This is a genomic window from Thauera sp. 63 (assembly GCF_000310165.2).
Lineage (GTDB): Bacteria > Pseudomonadota > Gammaproteobacteria > Burkholderiales > Rhodocyclaceae > Thauera > Thauera humireducens.
In genome coordinates, this window is sequence record NZ_AMXC01000002.1 from 260,680 (window position 1) to 277,380 (window position 16,701).

The window sequence follows — 16,701 nt, forward strand, 5'->3', positions numbered from 1 at the left end:
TGCCGGGCCAGTTTCAGCCCTGCGCGGTGCTCGATCCGCCGCCCAGCGCCCGGTAGAGCTGCACGACCGACTGATGCAGCAGGCGACTGGTCTGCGACAGCGCCAGCTCGCTGTCGAAAAGCTGACGTTCGGCGTCGATTACCTCGAAATAGCTGGAGATGCCAGCGAGGTAGCGCGCGTTGGTGACACGCAGGCGCTCCCGGTTGGCGTGAACGACCTTGCGCGTGGCGTCGCGTTGCCGGCTGAGCTGCTCGAAGGCGACCAGTGCGTCACTGACCTCGCGGAAGGCCTGGCGAATCGTGGCCTTGTACTGTTCCACCTGGATGCGCTGCTGCGCTTCGGCGGCGGCCACGCCCGAGCGCAGGCGTCCGGCGTCGAACAGGGGCAGGCCGACGGCAGGCTGGAGCGACCATGCCTGGCGGCCGCTGTCGAACAGCTGGGCAAGGTCGGTGGTGGCGAACCCCAGCAGCGTGGTCAGGGTGATGCGCGGCAGGAAGGCCTTGCGTGCGGCGTCCAGATTCGCGCCCGCGCCACGAAGCGACGCTTCCGCGGCGCGGATGTCCGGGCGTCGCTGCAGCAGCTCGGACGGCAGCCCGGTGGTGACCTGCGCAGGCGGCGTGAGCGTATCGAGGTGTGACGCGCGCCTGATGGTGCCCGGATTGCGCCCGAGCAGGACGGCGAGTGCGTTTTCGGTCTGGGCAATGCGTCGCGCCTGGTCGGCAAGCGCCTGCTCGGAGCCCGCCAGCAGCGATTCCGCCTGACGCACGTCGAGAATGGACGAGACGCCCTCGTCGAAGCGCGCACGGGTCAGGCGCAGCGCCTTGCGCCGGCCATCGATCGTGCGGCGGGTGATCTCGTGCTGGGCGTCCAGATCGAGGAGCTCGAGGTACAGCGAGGAGACTTGGGCGATCAGGCTGGTGCGCACGCCATCTGCCAGGGCCGCGTTGGCCAGCACCTCGCGCCGTGCCGCTTCGGTGCGTGCCTCGAGCCGCCCCCACAGGTCGATCTCCCACGCGGGCATCGTCAGGCCGACCGAGGCATTCTCGCTGATCGTGTTCTCGCGCGGATCGAAGCCTGGCAAGCGTTCGCGGGATGCGCTCGCAGAAGCATCGATGCCCGGGAACAGGGCGGCGCGCTCGATGCCGTACTGCGCGCGGGCAAGCTCGATGCGTTCGATCGCGATGCGCAGGTCGGCATTGGCGGCGAGGGCTGCGTCGATGAGCGCGTGCAGCTCGGGAATGGGCAGCAGGGCGTGCCAGGGCAGGGTGGCGAGACTGTCCGGCAGCGCGTCGGGGTTCGGAAGGGGACGGGCTTCGCCCGTCCTCGCGTCGCCCGGCTGAGCTTCCGGGGGCCGGTGCCAGGTTTCCGGCAGGTCGATTGCCGGCGCAACGAAGGGGGCCGACTGGCAGCCGCAGAGCATTGCCACGGCAATCAGGGGCAGGCTGCGCCGCTTCAGCATGGTGAGGGCGATGGGGGACCGGGACATGCGCGTCGGACTCATGCTGCGCTCTCCGGGCCGGGCGTGGTGCAGGTGGTCGTGCGCATCTCGTCCCCGCGGATGCGGAAGAAGCTGGCGTACAGCAGGGGCACCACCACGAGCGTGAGGCCGGTCGCGAAGATCAGGCCGAACATGATCGTCACTGCCATGCTGCGGAAGAAGGGGTCGACCAGCAGCGGCGCCACGCCGAGCACCGTGGTCGCTGCGCCGAGGAAGACCGGGCGCGCACGGCTGGCCGAGGCGTCCAGCAGCGCGAGCAGGCGCGGCTTGCCGTCGCGGATCTCGACGTCGATCTGGTCCACCAGCACGATCGCGTTCTTGATCAGCATGCCGGTCAGGCTCAGGAAGCCGAGGATGGCCATGAACTCGAAGGGCGCCTGGAACAACAGCAGCCCGACCGCAACGCCGACGACCGCCAGCGGCACGGTGAGCCAGATCACCGCGGTCTGGCGCAGACCGTTGAACATCACGATCACCGCCACCACCATCGCTGCGAAGCCGAAGGGCGCAGCGGCTGCGAGTCCGGCATTGGCCTCGGCCGAGGCCTTGTACTCGCCATGCCATTCCAGCGCGTAGCCCGGCGGCAGGGCGATGGCCTCGATCCGAGGCCGCAGGCGCTCGAAAAGCGGCGCGGACAACTGACCCGCAGGCGGGTCGCACTGCGCCTTGATGGTCGGGAAGCGGTTCTCGCGCCGGATCAGTGCGTCTTCCCACACCGTGTCGATGCGCTCGATGAACTGGCTCACCGGCACGTACTTGCCGGCGGTGGCGCTGAACACCTGGGCGTTGCCGAGATCTTCCACGCCGCGGCGTTCGTCCGCCGGCGAACGGGCGAGGATGGGAATCAGACGCTCGTTCTCGCGATACACGCCGATCTGCTGGCCGACGTAGTTGCGCTCGAGCGCGGCTGCGATGTCCGAGGGCAGCACGCCGGCGCGCTGTGCCGCCTCGACCGAGAAGCGTGGACGCACCACCGGCACCGACTGGCGCCAGTCGTCCTGGATGGCCACGGCATCGGGGTCGGCGGCCATGATCGCCTTGGCCTCGTCCGCCAGCCGGCGCAGCACCGCCGGGTCGGGGCCGCGGAATGCGGCTTCGATCTTCTTCCCTCCGCCGCGGCCAAGCATGAACTTCCACACCTTCACGCTCGCGTCCGGAAAGGCGGCTTCTAGCTCGGGCTGCAGGCGTTCGATCAGGCCGGCGATGTCCTCGAAGCGCTCGACGTCGACCAGCAGCTGCCCGTAGGCGGGGTTGGGGTCCTCGGGGCTGTAGGTCAGCATGAAGCGCAGCCCGCCCTGGCCGATGAAGCTCGAAACGTGGGTAACGCCGGGCGCCGCGCGCACCTTCGCCTCGGCCTGGTCGACGACCGCCGCGGTGGCGTGGATGTCGGTGCCCTGCGGCAGCGTCAGGTCGACCACGAACTGCGGCCGCGCCGAATCGGGCATGAAGCCCGCCGGCACGTGGCCGAACGCGACGACGCCGGCGGCGAGCAGGCCGGCCAGCGCAATGCCGCTCGCGGCACGGTGGGCCAGCACGCCCTGCAGCAGGCGGCGATAGGCGCGCAGCAGCCGGCTTTCGTCGGCGACCGTCTGCACCTTCACCTTCAGGAAGGCGGCGCACAGCAGCGGGGTCAGCGTGATGGCGAACAGCCACGACAGCAGCATCGAATACAGGATTACCCAGAACAGTGAGCCTGCGTATTCGCCCATGTCGGAGGGGGAGAGGCCGATTGCGCTGAAGGCGAGGATGCCGACCACCGTGCCGCCCAGCAGCGGCCATACGGTCGCGCGCACCACCGCGCCCGCCGCGGCGGCTACCTGTTCGCCCTTTTGCAGCCGCACCAGAATGCCGTCGGTGACCACGATGGCGTTGTCCACCAGCATCCCCAGCGCGATGATCAGCGCACCGAGCGAGATGCGCTGCATGGCGATGCCGTCCATCAGCATCGCGATCAGGGTGCCGGCCACGGTCAGGACCAGCACCGCGCCGATGATGAGCCCGCTGCGCAGTCCCATGAACAGCAACAGCACCACCACCACGATCACTACCGCGGCCACCAGGTTGTCGACGAAACCCGACACCGCGGCGCGCACGGAGTCCGACTGGAAGGAGACCACGTTCAGCTCCATCCCGATCGGGCGCTGGCCTTCCAGCTCGGCCAGCCTGCGCTTGACCGCATCGCCCATCTCGACGACGTTGCCGCCCTGCACGTTGGAGATGCCCAGCCCGATTGCCGGTCGGCCGTCATGGCGCATCAGCGCGGCGGGTGGGTCGACGTACTCGCGGCGGATGTCGGCCACGTCGCGCAGGCGCAGCAGGCCGCCGTTGGCGTCACCGGCCACCACGAGCTGACCGAGGGCTTCCACCGAGACGACGTCATCGGCCGGCTGGATCTGCAGTCGCAGCGGGCCGGCGCCGACCGCCCCCGCAGGCGCGATCAGGTTCTGCGCGCGCAGTGAGGCATGGATCCGGTCCAGCGGCACGCCCAGTTGCGCGGCGCGGGCGCTGGACACCTCGACGTAGATCGCCTCCTTGCGCTCGCCCAGCAGCGCAACCCGCGCCACACCGGGCACCAGCACCAGCTCGCGGCGCAGGAGGTCCGCGTAGTCCCACAGCTGGCGCGGGCTGTAGCCGTCGCCGGTGAGGGCGTAGAAGAGCGCGAAGACGTCGCCGAAGTCACTCTTCACCACCGGCTCCGCTGCGCCTGGCGGCAGCGCGCGCGCGGCCTCGGCGATCTTGCTGCGCAGCTTGTCCCACACCTGGTCGAGTTCGGCCTGGGTGCGCGAGAAGGCCAGTCTGGCCTCGACCTTCACCAGCGATTCACCGGCGCGCGACACCGAGGTGATCTCCTCCACCTCCTGCATCTGCTGCACCGCGCCCTCGATCAGGTCGGTGATCTCCTCGGCCACCTGTGCCGGCGAGGCGCCCGGGTAGGCAGTGACGACCACCGCCTGGCGGATGACGAACTCCGGGTCCTCGAAGCGTCCCAGCCGCTCATAGGACAGCCAGCCGCCCACCAGCACCAGCAGCGTGACCATCCAGGCGACGACCGCCTTGCGGATCGTGTATTCGGCGATGTTCATGTCTGCGTCCCGGACTCAGCGGGATTCGAGCGGGCGCACCGGCATACCCTCGCGCAGCGCGCCGATGCCGGCGGCGACGATGCGATCGCCCGGGGCGAGGCCGGCGTCCACGGCGATCTCGGCGCCGACGATGGCGCCGGTGCGGATCGCCCGGCGTGCGACCCGCCCGTCGTTCCCGACCACCCATACACCCGGCTGGCCGTGTGCGTCGGCGGCGACGGCGGCGAGCGGCACGGTGATTGCGGCGCTCGCTCCGGAGGCGTCGGTCGTTTCAGCCGTATTCGCCGCCGGCTCCACGCTTACCGCCATCCCCGGCAGCAGGTTCGTGCCTGGCGGCGCCGAGCGCACCGCAAGCACCACCACATAGGTCTGCGTCAGCGGATCGGCCTCGGCTGCGAAGGACTTCAGTTCGAGCGTCAGCGCCTGCTCCGGGGCGCCAGTGCCGTTCTCCACCGCGCGGTCGCCTTCCAGAAAGGCGACCGCGCCTTGCTGCGGCCGCATGTGGCGCACCAGGCGCTCCGGCACGTTCACCACCACCTCGAGCGCGCGCAGGTCCTGCAGCTCGGCGATCGGCTGCTTGGCCTGCACGTTGGTAAAGGGTTCGACACGGCGGCGGGTGATCACGCCCTCGAAAGGCGCCTTGATGACCGTGTCGGCGAGGTCGCGCTCGGCAGCGGCGAGGCTGGTTCGCGCGGTTTCGAGGCGGGCGCGCCGGTCATCGACCTCGGAGCGCGCGACCGCCATCTCGGTGTCCCACAACCGCTGGTAGCGCGCGAGGTCGCTGCGCGCGCGCTCGAACTCGGCACGTGCAGCGTCGAGCCGCGATCGGTAGATGTGGTCGTCCAGGTGCGCAACGACCTCCCCGGCCTTCACCTGCCGCCCTTCCTCGAGGCTGAAGCGGTCGACGAAGCCGGGTACGTCGAACGAGAGCTCGGCGCGCTTGGCCGCGCGGATGCGTCCTGGCAAGCGGAGTCCGCCGTCCGTGGCCGCCTGCGACCCAACCGCGAGGATCAGGGCCGGGCGTACCGGATCGAGCGCCGCCTCGGGGGCTGGGGGCTCACTGCATCCTGTGAGCACTGCGAGCAGGATCGTGCCGGCTACCGGAGCGAGGCGTGCCAGCTGGCGGTGTCGCTGCGAGGACACGGCGGTGGACGATGGACTGCGTCGGAACTCAACCATGGAGCAGCACTCGTGCGTGGATGAAGCGGTCGTGGAAATAGATCCCGTCGATCCGTCGCGCAACGTCGTTGGCGGCGCCGGGCGGCAGGTCGAGTTCGACGATGAACCACGGCGTGTCGGGGTCGCCCTCGCGGATGACCTCGATCGTACCGACCGGGCCGAAATGGCTCATGCGCTCGCGCAGCGTGTCGAGGTTCGTTTCGGGACTCAGGCCCGACAGGAGCAGCTTCATTCTGGCACTCCGGCGTTGCACCGGGGCACCCCGGCAGCGTCCCCGAAGGATAGACCAGCTGCGCTGAGAATCGGGGGCGGTCGGCCCATTTCGGGTCGGCGAGATGGCGCCGTCCGGCCTTCACGAGGACGAGAAGGCCGACTAGAGTCAGAGCGGGGCGCAGGCGCGACCCTCACGCCGCCCCGATCGGCGGCCCCTGATGGACGAATGGAGGTTTGAGCGATGCCGGTTCCGAACGAAACGTCCGTGTTGATCCAGACCCTGTCGCCCGATAGCGAACGTGAGCTGGCGGATGCCGTCGAGGACCTCGAGGCGGCGGGCCTTGGGTGCTCTGTCGAGCATCAGGACCTGGGGCCACAGGCCTTCGTCGAATGGCTCTTCCCGACCGCGGTTCTGATCTGGGTGGGGGAAAAGTACTTCGGTGCCATGCTGGCCGAGGCCGGCAAGGATCACTACCAGATACTCAAGCGCGGCCTGGGCAGGCTCTACGACAAGGCCCTGAGCCGCGGCGCCTCGGTGATCCGTCGCTTGCGAAGGCAGGACGGTTCGCTGGTGGCCGACGCGTATTTCTCGGGCAACCTGTCTTTCGCCTATGCCTCTCCCGAGGGCTGGACGGTGAAGCTGCTGTTTCCGCTGGATGTCTCGGCCTCGCAATACGAGCGGGCCTGCGTGGCCTTCGCCGGCCTGATCGCGGACCATGCGCGCGACCGCGCGGGATCGGCGTTGGAGGCCGAGATCCAGGCGCTTGCAGAGGAGAAGGCCGCGATCCTGCCGGACGAGATCACGCCCGCACACCTGCGCGGCAGCGTGCGGCTGCTGGTGTTCTGGAATTCCGGAGAGGGCTGCTTCCATGTGCCGGACCCGGGCGAATCCGGCTATCGCGGCGAACTGGTGTCGCGTCCTTTGGGGGGCGCGGGCCAGGCTTGCGCGGCACCCGGGACGCACGGGTAGGGCGCATCACTTCCCGCTGCGAATTCCCATTAGCGGCCCGCCTGCGGCAAAGCCGCATGTTGGGGCGGGCGCAGACCGGATTCCTGATCCAGGGTTTCGACCCGGTTGCGACCCTTGTGCTTTGCGGCGTACATCGCCTTGTCTGCGCGGTCGAGCATGGCGTCCGCGTCGTCGTGCCTGCACGAGCTTGCGACGCCAATGCTGACTGTCAGCACCATCGTGGCGCCACCGAGCTGCAATGGGTTCGCTTCGATCGCTGCACGCAGACGCTCGGCGGTTGCGAGGGCGTCATGGAGTCCGCTGCCGGCCAGGAGAATGGCGAATTCCTCGCCCCCGAACCGGCCGATCACATCTTCGTTGCGCAGCGTCGTCACGGCAGTGCGGACGAAATGGCGCAGGGCTTCATCACCCCCCTTGTGGCCCACGCTGTCGTTGATGGACTTGAAGCGGTCCAGGTCGACGAGCAGCACCGCGACGGACCGGGCGCTGCGCGCGCCCTGGCTGAGGGCCTTGTCGAACAGGTTCAGGAAGGAGCGCCGGTTGAAGACATCGGTCAGCGGGTCACGTTCGGCCAGACGGCGCAGTTTCGCCGCGCTGTGCTCGTTGGCCAGCATCAGGATGCAAAAGGCCATCAGCATCAATGCGACGATCGACTCGAGCACGACGAACTGCGAAATCGTCAGCACGTTCGTCGCGTCGAACAGGCCTGCGTTGCCCGGGCTGAAAAGCAGCGGTCGCAGCAACAGGAAAACACCATGTGCGCCGCTGGCGAGCGCGAACAGGTAGCGCCCCGGATAGTGCGCGATGCTGCCCGTCGCCAAGGCTCGGCCGCTCAGCAGGAAGAGACTGCCGGCTGCAAGGCTCGATATGGCAAACCGTGCGCCCGGATGGGCTTGTCCGATCGTGAAATACAGAGACAGGGCGACAACGCCGGTGAGGGCTCCGGCGACGTAGCGGCGCGGCAGCGGGGGGCGGCCGACATAGGCGCGCGCACTGGCAAGATTGAGATAGGCGACGAGGAAGGTCAGCGTCTGCACCGCGGCGACAAAAGCCGCTTCGTGCAGGCGGCCGTGCGCAAGGAGTAGACCGCAGAGCGCGAAGCCGCTCAGGTAGGCCAGCCCCCAGCTGCCGAGGCCGGGAATGCGGCGGTTGAAGTGCCACATCACCGCGAGCACCATCGTGACGATGCACATCAGGATCGCAGCCATGACCAGCAGGGTGTGGCTATGCACTCGGCTTCCTTCTATTTTTTCTTCGGGATCTGCGATTCAGCCGGGTCGCCGCCCGGCTCGTCTGGCGGCTCGACTATGGTGTGCCAACCCGGCGGGCGGCGACGCACGGCGGTCTGCGACGGGTGGGTGTTCAGTAAAAAGACATCATTTGTGGCGATACAGATTAAAAGAACAAAAAGACGGAAAGGGAGAAAACACGCATTTCTGCGTGTGAAATTGCACGGGGCCGAGGTGGAATCCACCCCGGCCCCGCTTCAGTGTACCCGCGGCAATCGCGATCAGCGTGCGCCGTAGCGTTCAAGCCAGTGTGCGTACGGCGCCGGCAGCACCCAGGTCGGGCGATCGATCTTCAGTGCGCGGGCCGCCTGCATCGGCCAGTGCGGGTTGGCGAGGTGGGCGCGGCCGACCATGACGAGGTCGAGCTGGCCCTTGGCGACCGTGCCGTCAGCCACTTGCGGATCGTCGATGCCCCAGGCGGAGGCGACGGGCAGGCCGGCTTCGGCACGCACGCGGCCGGCGATGGGGGCGAGGAAGGCCGGCCCCCAGGGGATGTTGGCCTGCAGGGTCGAGAAGCCGACGCTGACGCTCAGCAGGTCGAGCCCGCCCTGCTTGAAGTTGCGCGCCAGCTCGATCGATTCCGCCAGCGTTTCCTCGTCGCGGCCGTCGTACTCGATGACGCCGAAGCGGGCGGTCAGAGGCAGGTGCTCCGGCCACACCTCGCGCACGGCGGCCAGCGTCTCGAGCAGGAAGCGGCTGCGGTTCTCCAGGCTGCCGCCGTAGGCGTCGTCGCGCTGGTTGGCGTGCACCGAGAAGAAGCTCTGGCCGAGGTAGCCGTGGGCGAAGTGCAGTTCCAGCCACTCGAAACCGGCGTCGCGCGCCCGCCGGGCGGCAGCCACGAAGTCGGCGCGCACGCGGGCGATGTCGTCCAGCGTCATCGCCTTGGGCACCTTGGGCAGGTTGGCACCGAAGGCGATCGCCGAGGGCGAGATCGTGCCCCAGGCGCGCGGGTCGCCCTCGGCGATGTGGTCGTCGCCTTCCCACGGACGGTTGGCATTGGCCTTGCGGCCGGCGTGGCCGATCTGGATGCCGGGCACGGCGCCGGCGGCCTTGATCGACGCGGCGATGGGGGCCAGTGCCGCAGCCTGGGTGTCGTTCCACAGGCCCAGGCAGGCCGGACTGATGCGACCCTCGGGCGAGACGGCCGTGGCTTCGACGATGACGAGGCCGGCGCCGCCGCGGGCGAGCGCCGGGTAATGCACCTGGTGCCAGTCGTTGGCGACGCCGTCGGTGGCCATGTACTGGCACATCGGCGGAATGGCGATGCGGTTGCGCAGGGTGACGTCCTTGAGCTTCAAGGGTTGAAACAGTGCGGTCATGCGTGATCCTTTTTCGGGGTTCTTGTGCGAGTCGGTTGGGGTTGAGGGTGGGGCCGTGCTTACACGCAGGCTTCGAGGATGCGGCGGCTGGTGGCGAGGTCGATGTCGCGGTGTTCGCCGAGCTTCTTCATGCCGTGGGCCTCGAGCTGGGCGACGATGCGGTCGACCGCGTCGGCGGCGATGCCGTAGTCGGACAGGCGGGTCTTGACGCCGAGCGACTCGAAGAAGGCGCGCATGCGGGCGATGGCCGCGTCGATGCGCTCGTCCTCGGTGCCGGTGTGGATGTCCCACACGCGTGCGGCGAACTGCAGCAGCTTGGCGCGCTTGGCGTCGCGACGCTGCTGGAGCAGGTTGGGCAGCACGATGGCCAGCGTCTGCGCGTGGTCGAGACCGTACAAGGCGGTGATCTCGTGGCCGATCATGTGCGTCGCCCAGTCCTGCGGCACGCCGGCGCCGATCAGGCCGTTGAGCGCCTGCGTGGCGGTCCACATCAGGTTGGCACGCACCTCGTAGTCCTCGGGCGTGGCCAGCGCCTGCGGGCCGACTTCGATCAGCGTCTGCAGCAGGCTTTCTGCGTAGCGATCCTGCACCGGTGCATTGACCGGGTAGGTCATGTACTGCTCCATCACATGCACGAAGGCATCGACCGCGCCATTGGCGATCTGGCGCGGGGGCAGCGTGAAGGTCTTGACCGGGTCCAGCACCGAGAAACGCGGGAACACCAGCGGGCTGGCGAAGCTGAGCTTGGCCTGCAGCGACTTGCGGGTGACGACCGAGAAGCAGTTCATCTCCGAGCCGGTGGCGGGCAGCGTCAGCACACAGCCCATCGGCAGGGCCTGGGTGACGTGCTTGCCACCGGTCTCGAGGATGGTCCACGGTTCGCCGGCGTAATTCACCGCTGCGGCGACGAACTTGGTGCCGTCGATGACGGAGCCGCCGCCGACGGCGAGCAGGAAGTCGAGCTTCTCGCGGCGGATCTGCTCGACCGCGCCCATCAGGGTCTCGTAGGCCGGGTTGGGTTCGATGCCGCCGAAGCGCTGCACGGTACGTGCGCCGAGCGCGGCCTCGACCTCGGCCAGGGTGCCGTTGCGTTCGGCGCTGCCGCCGCCGTACAGCACCATCACGCGGGCGTCGGCCGGCACGAGTTCGTCGAGGCGGGCGATGCTGTCCTTGCCGAAGACGATGCGGGTGGGGTTGTAGTAATCGAAGTTCAGCATGTCGGCTCCTTGCGCCGCCGTGTCGGCGGCCTCTGGGATGGAGAAATTAGACTGGTCGTCTAGCGTTCGGGCAAAAAAATCAGGGTTCGAGCAGATGCTGGGTGGCCGCCCAGGCATGCTCGAGCGGGCTTTCGTCGCGGTGCAGCTTGGCCAGCAGGCTGGCGCCGAGCCAGAGCTGGTACAGCGTGCGTGCCGTGGGCAGGGGCTCGAGCGCCGGCAGCGAGCCGTCGGCGACGCCGCTCTCCACGCAGTCGGCGAGGCGGCCGATGATGCGGTCGGTGCCGTCGCGCAGCGTGAGCCGCATCGCTTCCGACAGGTCCGCAACCTCGGCGCCGAGCTTGACCACGAGGCACTTCTGTTCGTTGCAGTTCTCCTGCGCCTGGGTGCTGCGCCACTGGCCGAAATAGCGCAGGAGCTGCGTCCTGCCGTCCAGCCCGGGCGTGCCGAACAGGGTGTCCAACTGGCCCAGGTAGTTGTCGAAGTAGTCCTGCAGCAAGGCCTGGCCGAAGGCTTCCTTCGACTTGAAGTAGTGATAGAACGAGCCCTTGGGCACGTCCGAGGCCTGCAGCAGTTCCGCGAGACCGACGCAGGAGAAGCCCTTGGCCGCGATGATGCGGTTACCGGTGTCGAGGATGTGCTGGCGGGTATCGGTGTGGCGAGAACTCATGGCGGCGGATCATACGCGCAAATTAGACCGGTCGTCTAGTTTTGCTGGCCGCGAAGGTGAACGCGGGTGGAACCTCGATCCCTTAAAGCGGTACATTTCAGTCTCGCATCAGAAAACAAGAAACTGCTCATGAAGAAGAACCTCTGGCTGCTGGCCATCGCCCAGGGCCTGTTCCTGACCAACAACGTGGTCTTCATCGCCATCAACGGCCTGGTGGGCCTGACCCTGGCGCCGCTCGCGTGGATGGCGACCCTGCCTGTGATGGGTTACGTGGTCGGCGGTGCGATGTCCACCGGCCTGGTGGCGCGCAGCCAGCAGCGCTGGGGACGCAAGACGTCCTTCCAGCTCGGCCTGCTGGTGGCGCTGCTGACGGCGCTGCTGTGTGCGCTGGCCCTGTACCTGCGCAGCTTCTGGCTGCTGGTGGCGGGCACGGTGATCGCCGGCTACTACAGCGCAAATGGTCAGCTCTACCGCTTCGCCGCCGGCGAGTTGGCGCCGGCGTCCTTCCGCGAGAAGGCGGTATCGCTGGTGCTGGCGGGCGGACTGCTGGGCGCGGTGGTCGGCCCCAATCTGGCCAATTACACGCGCGAGGCGATGGGCGCGCCTTTCCTTGGTTCCTATCTCGCGCTGGCCGTGGTCGCCTTGATCTCGATGGTGGTGATGGCCGGTATCCGGTTTCCGCCCGAGCCGCCCAAGGCCGCGGGCAGCGATGGGGGGCGTCCGCTGGGCGAGATCATGCGCCAGCCGGTGTTCATCGTCTCCACCGTGGGCGCGGCGCTGGGCTATGGTGTGATGAACCTGCTGATGGCGGCGACGCCGCTGGCGATGGACGTGTGCGGCATGCCGTTCTCGGATGCGGCGCTGGTGCTGGAATGGCACGTGATCGGCATGTTCGCGCCGGGCTTCTTCACCGGTCACCTGATCAAGCGTTTCGGTGTGCTGCAGGTCATGGGCGTGGGCGTCGCGCTGAATTTCGCCTGCATCGCGGTCGCGCTGTCGGGGCAGGACCTGCACCAGTTCCTGATCGGTCTGTTCCTGCTCGGCGTGGGCTGGAACTTCCTCTTCACCGGCAGCACCACGCTGGCGATGCAGGCCTATCGCCCCGAGGAAAAGGACAAGGCGCAGGCGGCGATCAACTTTGCGGTGTTTGCCACCATGGCGGTGACCTCGTTCGCGTCCGGCGCGCTGGTCACGACCCAGGGCTGGACGCTGCTGAACGTGGGTTCGCTGGTGCCGGTGGTGCTGACCGGCGTGGCGCTGATCTGGCTGGCGATGCATCGCCGGCGCGAGGCGGCCAGCGCCTGAGCCGGGCAGCGGGGGCGGCCCGCGTTCAGCTCTGCATCTTGCCGATGGTGCTGCGCAGGCGGTGGTGGGCGAGGGCGAAGAAGATTCCGCCGATGGCTGCCACCATCAGGAATTCCGGCCACACGACGTCGATGCCGGCGCCACGGAACAGCACGCCCTGTGCGAGGCTGACGAAGTGGGTGGTCGGCGTCAGCGACATCAGCCCGCGCACGACGTCGGGCATGCTCTCGCGCGGCGTCAGTGCGCCGGACAGGATCTGCAGCGGCAGCAGCACCAGGATGCTCATCAGCCCGAACTGCGGCATGTTGCGCGCCAGCGTGCCCATGAAGACGCCGATCGAGGCCGCGGCGAACAGGTAGAGCAGGGTGGCCGCGGCGAACAGCACGGCCGAACCCGGCACGACCACGCCGAGCACGCCCTTCACCACCACCTGCAGCGAGAAGGACGAGGCGATCAGCACCACGACGCCCATCGACCATACCTTGGACAGCATGATCTCGAAGGGCGTCACCGGCATCACCAGCAGGTGCTCGATGGTGCCGTGCTCGCGCTCGCGGATCAGCGCGGCGCCGGTCAGCAGGATGCCGAGCAGGGTGATGTTGTTGATGATCGCGGTGACCGCGGCGAACCAGCTTTCGGTGAGGTTGGGGTTGAACATCGCGCGCTCGACCAGTTGCACTGGCTGCACCGCGGTGCTGCGGTAACGCTGCACGAAGGCGCGGATCTCGTCATTGACGATGTTCTGGATGTAGCCGGTGCCGGTCTGCGCCTGGCTCTGGCGCGTGGCGTCGACGTTGAGCTGCAGCGCGGGGGTGCGCCCGGCCAGCACGTCGCGCTGGAAGTTGGGCGGGATGTCGAGCACGAAGGTGTGCAGGCCGGCGTCCATGCCCTTGTCGATGTCGGCCAGCGTCACGTGCTCGGGCGGAATGAACTGCGGCGGCTGCAGCGCGGCGATGATGCGGGTGGAGAGCTGCGACTGGTCCTCGTCGACGACCGCGATCGAGGCGCGGTGCAGGCTCTCGGGCTTGGCGCGGGCGTCGGCATACACCGACACGGTGAACATGAACACGATCAGGAACAGCATCGTCCAGTCGCCGAGCAGGCTGTGGAATTCCTTGATGCCGAGGTGCCAGGTGTTGTGCAGCGTGCGCTTGCGCGTGGCCATGGTCCGTCCTCCTCAGCGCGCCTGTTTCTTCAGCAGCAGCGCCGAAGCCACGGTCAGCACCGGAATCGCCACCAGCAGTGGCACGAAGGAGGCGCCCAGGTCGCCGAAATCGAGCGCCTTGGCGAAGGTGCCGCGGCTGATGGTGAGGAAGTGCGTCGTCGGGTAGATCTGGCCGAGCACCGCGCCCGCGCCTTCGAGCGAAGACACCGGGTCGAGCATGCCGGAGAACTGGATCGCCGGCAGCAGGGTGCCTATCGAGGTGCCGGCCATCGCCGCGACCTGGCTGTTGGTCAGCGTCGACATCAGCAGGCCCAGGCCGGTGGTGGCGGTGACGTAGATCAGGGCGCCGAGGAAGAAGGCTGCCAGGCTGCCCTTGAAGGGCACGTCGAAGAGCGTGACCGCGAGCACGAACATCAGCACGCAGTTGAGCATCGACAAGCCGATGTAGGGCAGCTGCTTGCCGAGCAGGAACTCGAGCTTGGTCACCGGCGTGGTGTAGACGTTGAGGATGGAGCCGAGCTCCTTCTCGCGCACCACGCCCAGCGCGGTGAGCATGGAGGGGATGAAGACCAGCAGCATCGGGATCACCGCCGGCACCATGGCGATGAGGCTGCGCATCTCGGGGTTGTAGCGATAGCGCACGGCGATGTCTGCCAGCGCGGCGGGCCGCGTACCGGTGGAGGCGGTGACCGCCTCGGTCAGCGTCTGCGCATGCACGCCCATCACGTAGCCGCGCGCCACCTCGGCGCGCATCGGCATGGCGCCGTCCAGCCAGACGCCGATCTCCGGTCGCGCGCCGCGCGCCAGGTCGCGACCGAAGCCGGGCGGGATCTCGATGGCCATTGCCAGCTCGCCCGCGCGCATGCGGCGGTCGATGTCGGCATGGCTTTCCAGCGGCGGCTTCTCGAGGAAATAGCGCGAGCCGGCGATGTTGAGCGTATAGCTTTCGCTCGCCGTGCTGCGGTCGAGGTCGAGCACCGCGTAGCTCAGGTCCTCGACGTCGGTGCTGATGCCGTAGCCCATCACCAGCATCAGGATCACGGTGCCGAGCAGCGCCAGCGTCAGGCGGAAGGGGTCGCGCCGCAGCTCGGTGGCCTCGCGCGTGCTGAAACTGAACAGGCGGCCAAGGCTGAAGCGGGCGGGGGCCGTCGGGTGGGGCGCAGGGGTGGCGGCCGTGCCGTCGGACACGGCCGCCGGGGCGTCGGGCGGCAGCAGTTGCACGCCGCTCGCTTCGGCCAGATAGCCGACGAAGGCGTCTTCCAGGCTGTCGGCGCCGCGCCGCGCCATCAGCGCGGCCGGCGTGTCGCTGGCGAGGATGCGGCCGGCGTGCATCAGCGAGATGCGGTCGCAGCGCTGGGCCTCGTTCATGAAGTGGGTGGTGATGAAGATCGTCACGCCGTCCTTGCGCGACAGGTCGACGATAAGCGCCCAGAAATGGTCGCGCGCCACCGGATCGACGCCGGAGGTCGGCTCGTCGAGGATCAGCACGTCGGGCCGGTGCAGCACCGCCACCGCCAGTTGCAGGCGCTGGCGCAGGCCCAGCGGCAGCGCGTCGGGCAGGGCGTCCATGACCGGCTCGAGATCGAAACGGCGGGCCAACTCGGCGATGCGCGCATCGCCCTCGGCCTGCGACAGCTCGAACAGGCGGGCATGCAGTTGCAGGTTGCGCCGGACCGACAGTTCGCCATACAGCGAGAAGGCCTGCGACATGTAGCCGACGCGGCGGCGGGTGTCGATGTTGCGTGCATCGAGCACCTCGCCCAGCAGGCGCGCCTCGCCGCGGCTGGGCGGCAGCAGGCCGGTGAGCATCTTCATGGTGGTGGACTTGCCGCAGCCGTTCGAGCCGAGGAAACCGAAGATCTCGCCACGTCGCACCTGCAGGTTGACGTCGTCGACCGCGATGAAATCACCGAAGCGCATCTGCAGGTCGCGCGCCTCGATGACGACCTCGCCGGCGGTGAGCGGCGGAATCGTCAGCGCCTCGTGGTCGCCGCGGCGCTCGGGCGGCAGCAGCGCGAGGAAGGCTTCTTCCAGCGTGTCGGTACCGGTCTGGCCGTGCAGTGCGGCCGGCGTGCCGGTGGCGAGCACGCGGCCGGCGTCGACTGCCACCAGCCAGTCGTACTGCTCGGCCTCTTCCATGTAGGCGGTGGCGACCAGCACGCTCATACCCGGGCGGCGCGCGCGGATGCGGCCGATCAGTTCCCAGAACTGGCGGCGCGACAGCGGATCGACGCCGGTGGTGGGCTCGTCGAGGATCAGCAGGTCGGGATCGTGGATCAGCGCGCAGCACAGGCCGAGCTTCTGCTTCATGCCGCCGGACAGCTTGTTGGCCGGGCGGTCGGCGAAGTCGGCGAGGCCAGTGGAGGCGAGCAGTTCGGCGATGCGCTCATCGCGTTCGGCGCGTGACTGGCCGAACAGGCGGCCGAAGAAATCGATGTTCTCGAACACCGACAGTGTCGGATAAAGGTTCTTGCCCAGGCCCTGCGGCATGTAGGCGATGCGCGGACACACGGCGCCGCGGTGGCGCGCGCTGGCCATGTCGCCGCCCAGCACCTCGACCGTGCCGTGCTGGATCTGGCGCGCGCCTGCGATCAGCCCGAGCCAGGTCGACTTGCCGACGCCATCGGGGCCGATGAAGCCGACCATGCGGCCAGCGGGGATGTCGAGCGTGACGCCGTCCGCGGCGAGCACGTCGCCGTAGCGATGCGAGAGTTCGGCGAGGCGCACGACCGGCGGTTGGGCGTCGCCACCGGGCATCACGTGCTGGCGGGTATCCGTTCCCATCGCGCCGCCCTC

12 protein-coding genes are annotated in these 16,701 nt (G+C 68.5%); 2 read left to right on the forward strand and 10 right to left on the reverse strand.

The window, feature by feature from the left end:
* Nucleotides 1-13 precede the first annotated feature (13 nt).
* From C664_RS03425 to C664_RS03440, 4 genes are read right to left on the reverse strand one after another with little or no spacing between them, the layout of a single operon-like run.
* The gene (locus C664_RS03425; protein ID WP_038010859.1) at nt 14-1,486 is read right to left on the reverse strand and encodes an efflux transporter outer membrane subunit; all 1,473 of its coding nucleotides are present in this window, start codon (nt 1,484-1,486) and stop codon (nt 14-16) included.
* Nucleotides 1,487-1,497: 11 nt separating this feature from the next.
* Nucleotides 1,498-4,581 (reverse strand): efflux RND transporter permease subunit, encoded by a 3,084-nt coding sequence (locus tag C664_RS03430; protein ID WP_004253294.1) that lies wholly within the window; start codon nt 4,579-4,581, stop codon nt 1,498-1,500.
* A 15-nt stretch (nt 4,582-4,596) separates the two neighbouring features.
* Nucleotides 4,597-5,760, reverse strand: a complete 1,164-nt coding sequence (locus C664_RS03435; RefSeq protein WP_004253297.1) for an efflux RND transporter periplasmic adaptor subunit — start codon at nt 5,758-5,760, stop codon at nt 4,597-4,599.
* The gene (locus tag C664_RS03440) at nt 5,753-5,992 is read right to left on the reverse strand and encodes an RNA recognition motif domain-containing protein (protein WP_004253299.1); all 240 of its coding nucleotides are present in this window, start codon (nt 5,990-5,992) and stop codon (nt 5,753-5,755) included. Before C664_RS03440 ends, C664_RS03435 begins: the two co-directional genes overlap by 8 nt.
* A 249-nt stretch (nt 5,993-6,241) precedes the next feature.
* Between C664_RS03440 and C664_RS03445 the strand changes: the two genes are divergently transcribed.
* Nucleotides 6,242-6,943, forward strand: coding sequence for a hypothetical protein (locus tag C664_RS03445; protein WP_157353920.1), 702 nt, complete (start codon nt 6,242-6,244; stop codon nt 6,941-6,943).
* Between the two features lie 29 nt (nt 6,944-6,972).
* On the opposite strand, the gene C664_RS03450 is transcribed toward C664_RS03445, so the two are convergent.
* The 4 genes from C664_RS03450 to C664_RS03465 form a co-directional block, all read right to left on the reverse strand.
* Nucleotides 6,973-8,175, reverse strand: coding sequence for a GGDEF domain-containing protein (locus tag C664_RS03450; protein ID WP_004253305.1), 1,203 nt, complete (start codon nt 8,173-8,175; stop codon nt 6,973-6,975).
* Nucleotides 8,176-8,453: 278 nt separating this feature from the next.
* Nucleotides 8,454-9,551 carry an NADH:flavin oxidoreductase/NADH oxidase gene (locus C664_RS03455; protein WP_004253307.1) on the reverse strand — a complete coding sequence of 366 codons (1,098 nt, stop codon included), beginning with the start codon at nt 9,549-9,551 and terminating at the stop codon, nt 8,454-8,456.
* 59 nt (nt 9,552-9,610) lie between these two features.
* Entirely contained in the window at nt 9,611-10,768 is a 1,158-nt protein-coding gene (locus C664_RS03460; protein ID WP_004253310.1) for an iron-containing alcohol dehydrogenase, read from the reverse strand.
* Nucleotides 10,769-10,847: 79 nt separating this feature from the next.
* Entirely contained in the window at nt 10,848-11,435 is a 588-nt protein-coding gene (locus tag C664_RS03465) for a TetR/AcrR family transcriptional regulator (protein ID WP_004253313.1), read from the reverse strand.
* Nucleotides 11,436-11,564: 129 nt separating this feature from the next.
* Between C664_RS03465 and C664_RS03470 the strand changes: the two genes are divergently transcribed.
* Entirely contained in the window at nt 11,565-12,740 is a 1,176-nt protein-coding gene (locus tag C664_RS03470; protein WP_004253315.1) for an MFS transporter, read from the forward strand.
* A 25-nt stretch (nt 12,741-12,765) separates the two neighbouring features.
* Here C664_RS03470 and C664_RS03475 read toward each other — a convergent pair whose 3' ends face one another.
* Together C664_RS03475 and rbbA are read right to left on the reverse strand one after the other, a co-directional pair.
* Nucleotides 12,766-13,905: an ABC transporter permease gene (locus C664_RS03475; RefSeq protein ID WP_004253317.1), complete on the reverse strand. Its 1,140-nt coding sequence runs from the start codon at nt 13,903-13,905 to the stop codon at nt 12,766-12,768.
* Nucleotides 13,906-13,917: 12 nt separating this feature from the next.
* Nucleotides 13,918-16,689: a ribosome-associated ATPase/putative transporter RbbA gene (gene rbbA / locus C664_RS03480; RefSeq protein ID WP_004253320.1), complete on the reverse strand. Its 2,772-nt coding sequence runs from the start codon at nt 16,687-16,689 to the stop codon at nt 13,918-13,920.
* Between the last annotated feature and the right edge of the window lie 12 nt (nt 16,690-16,701).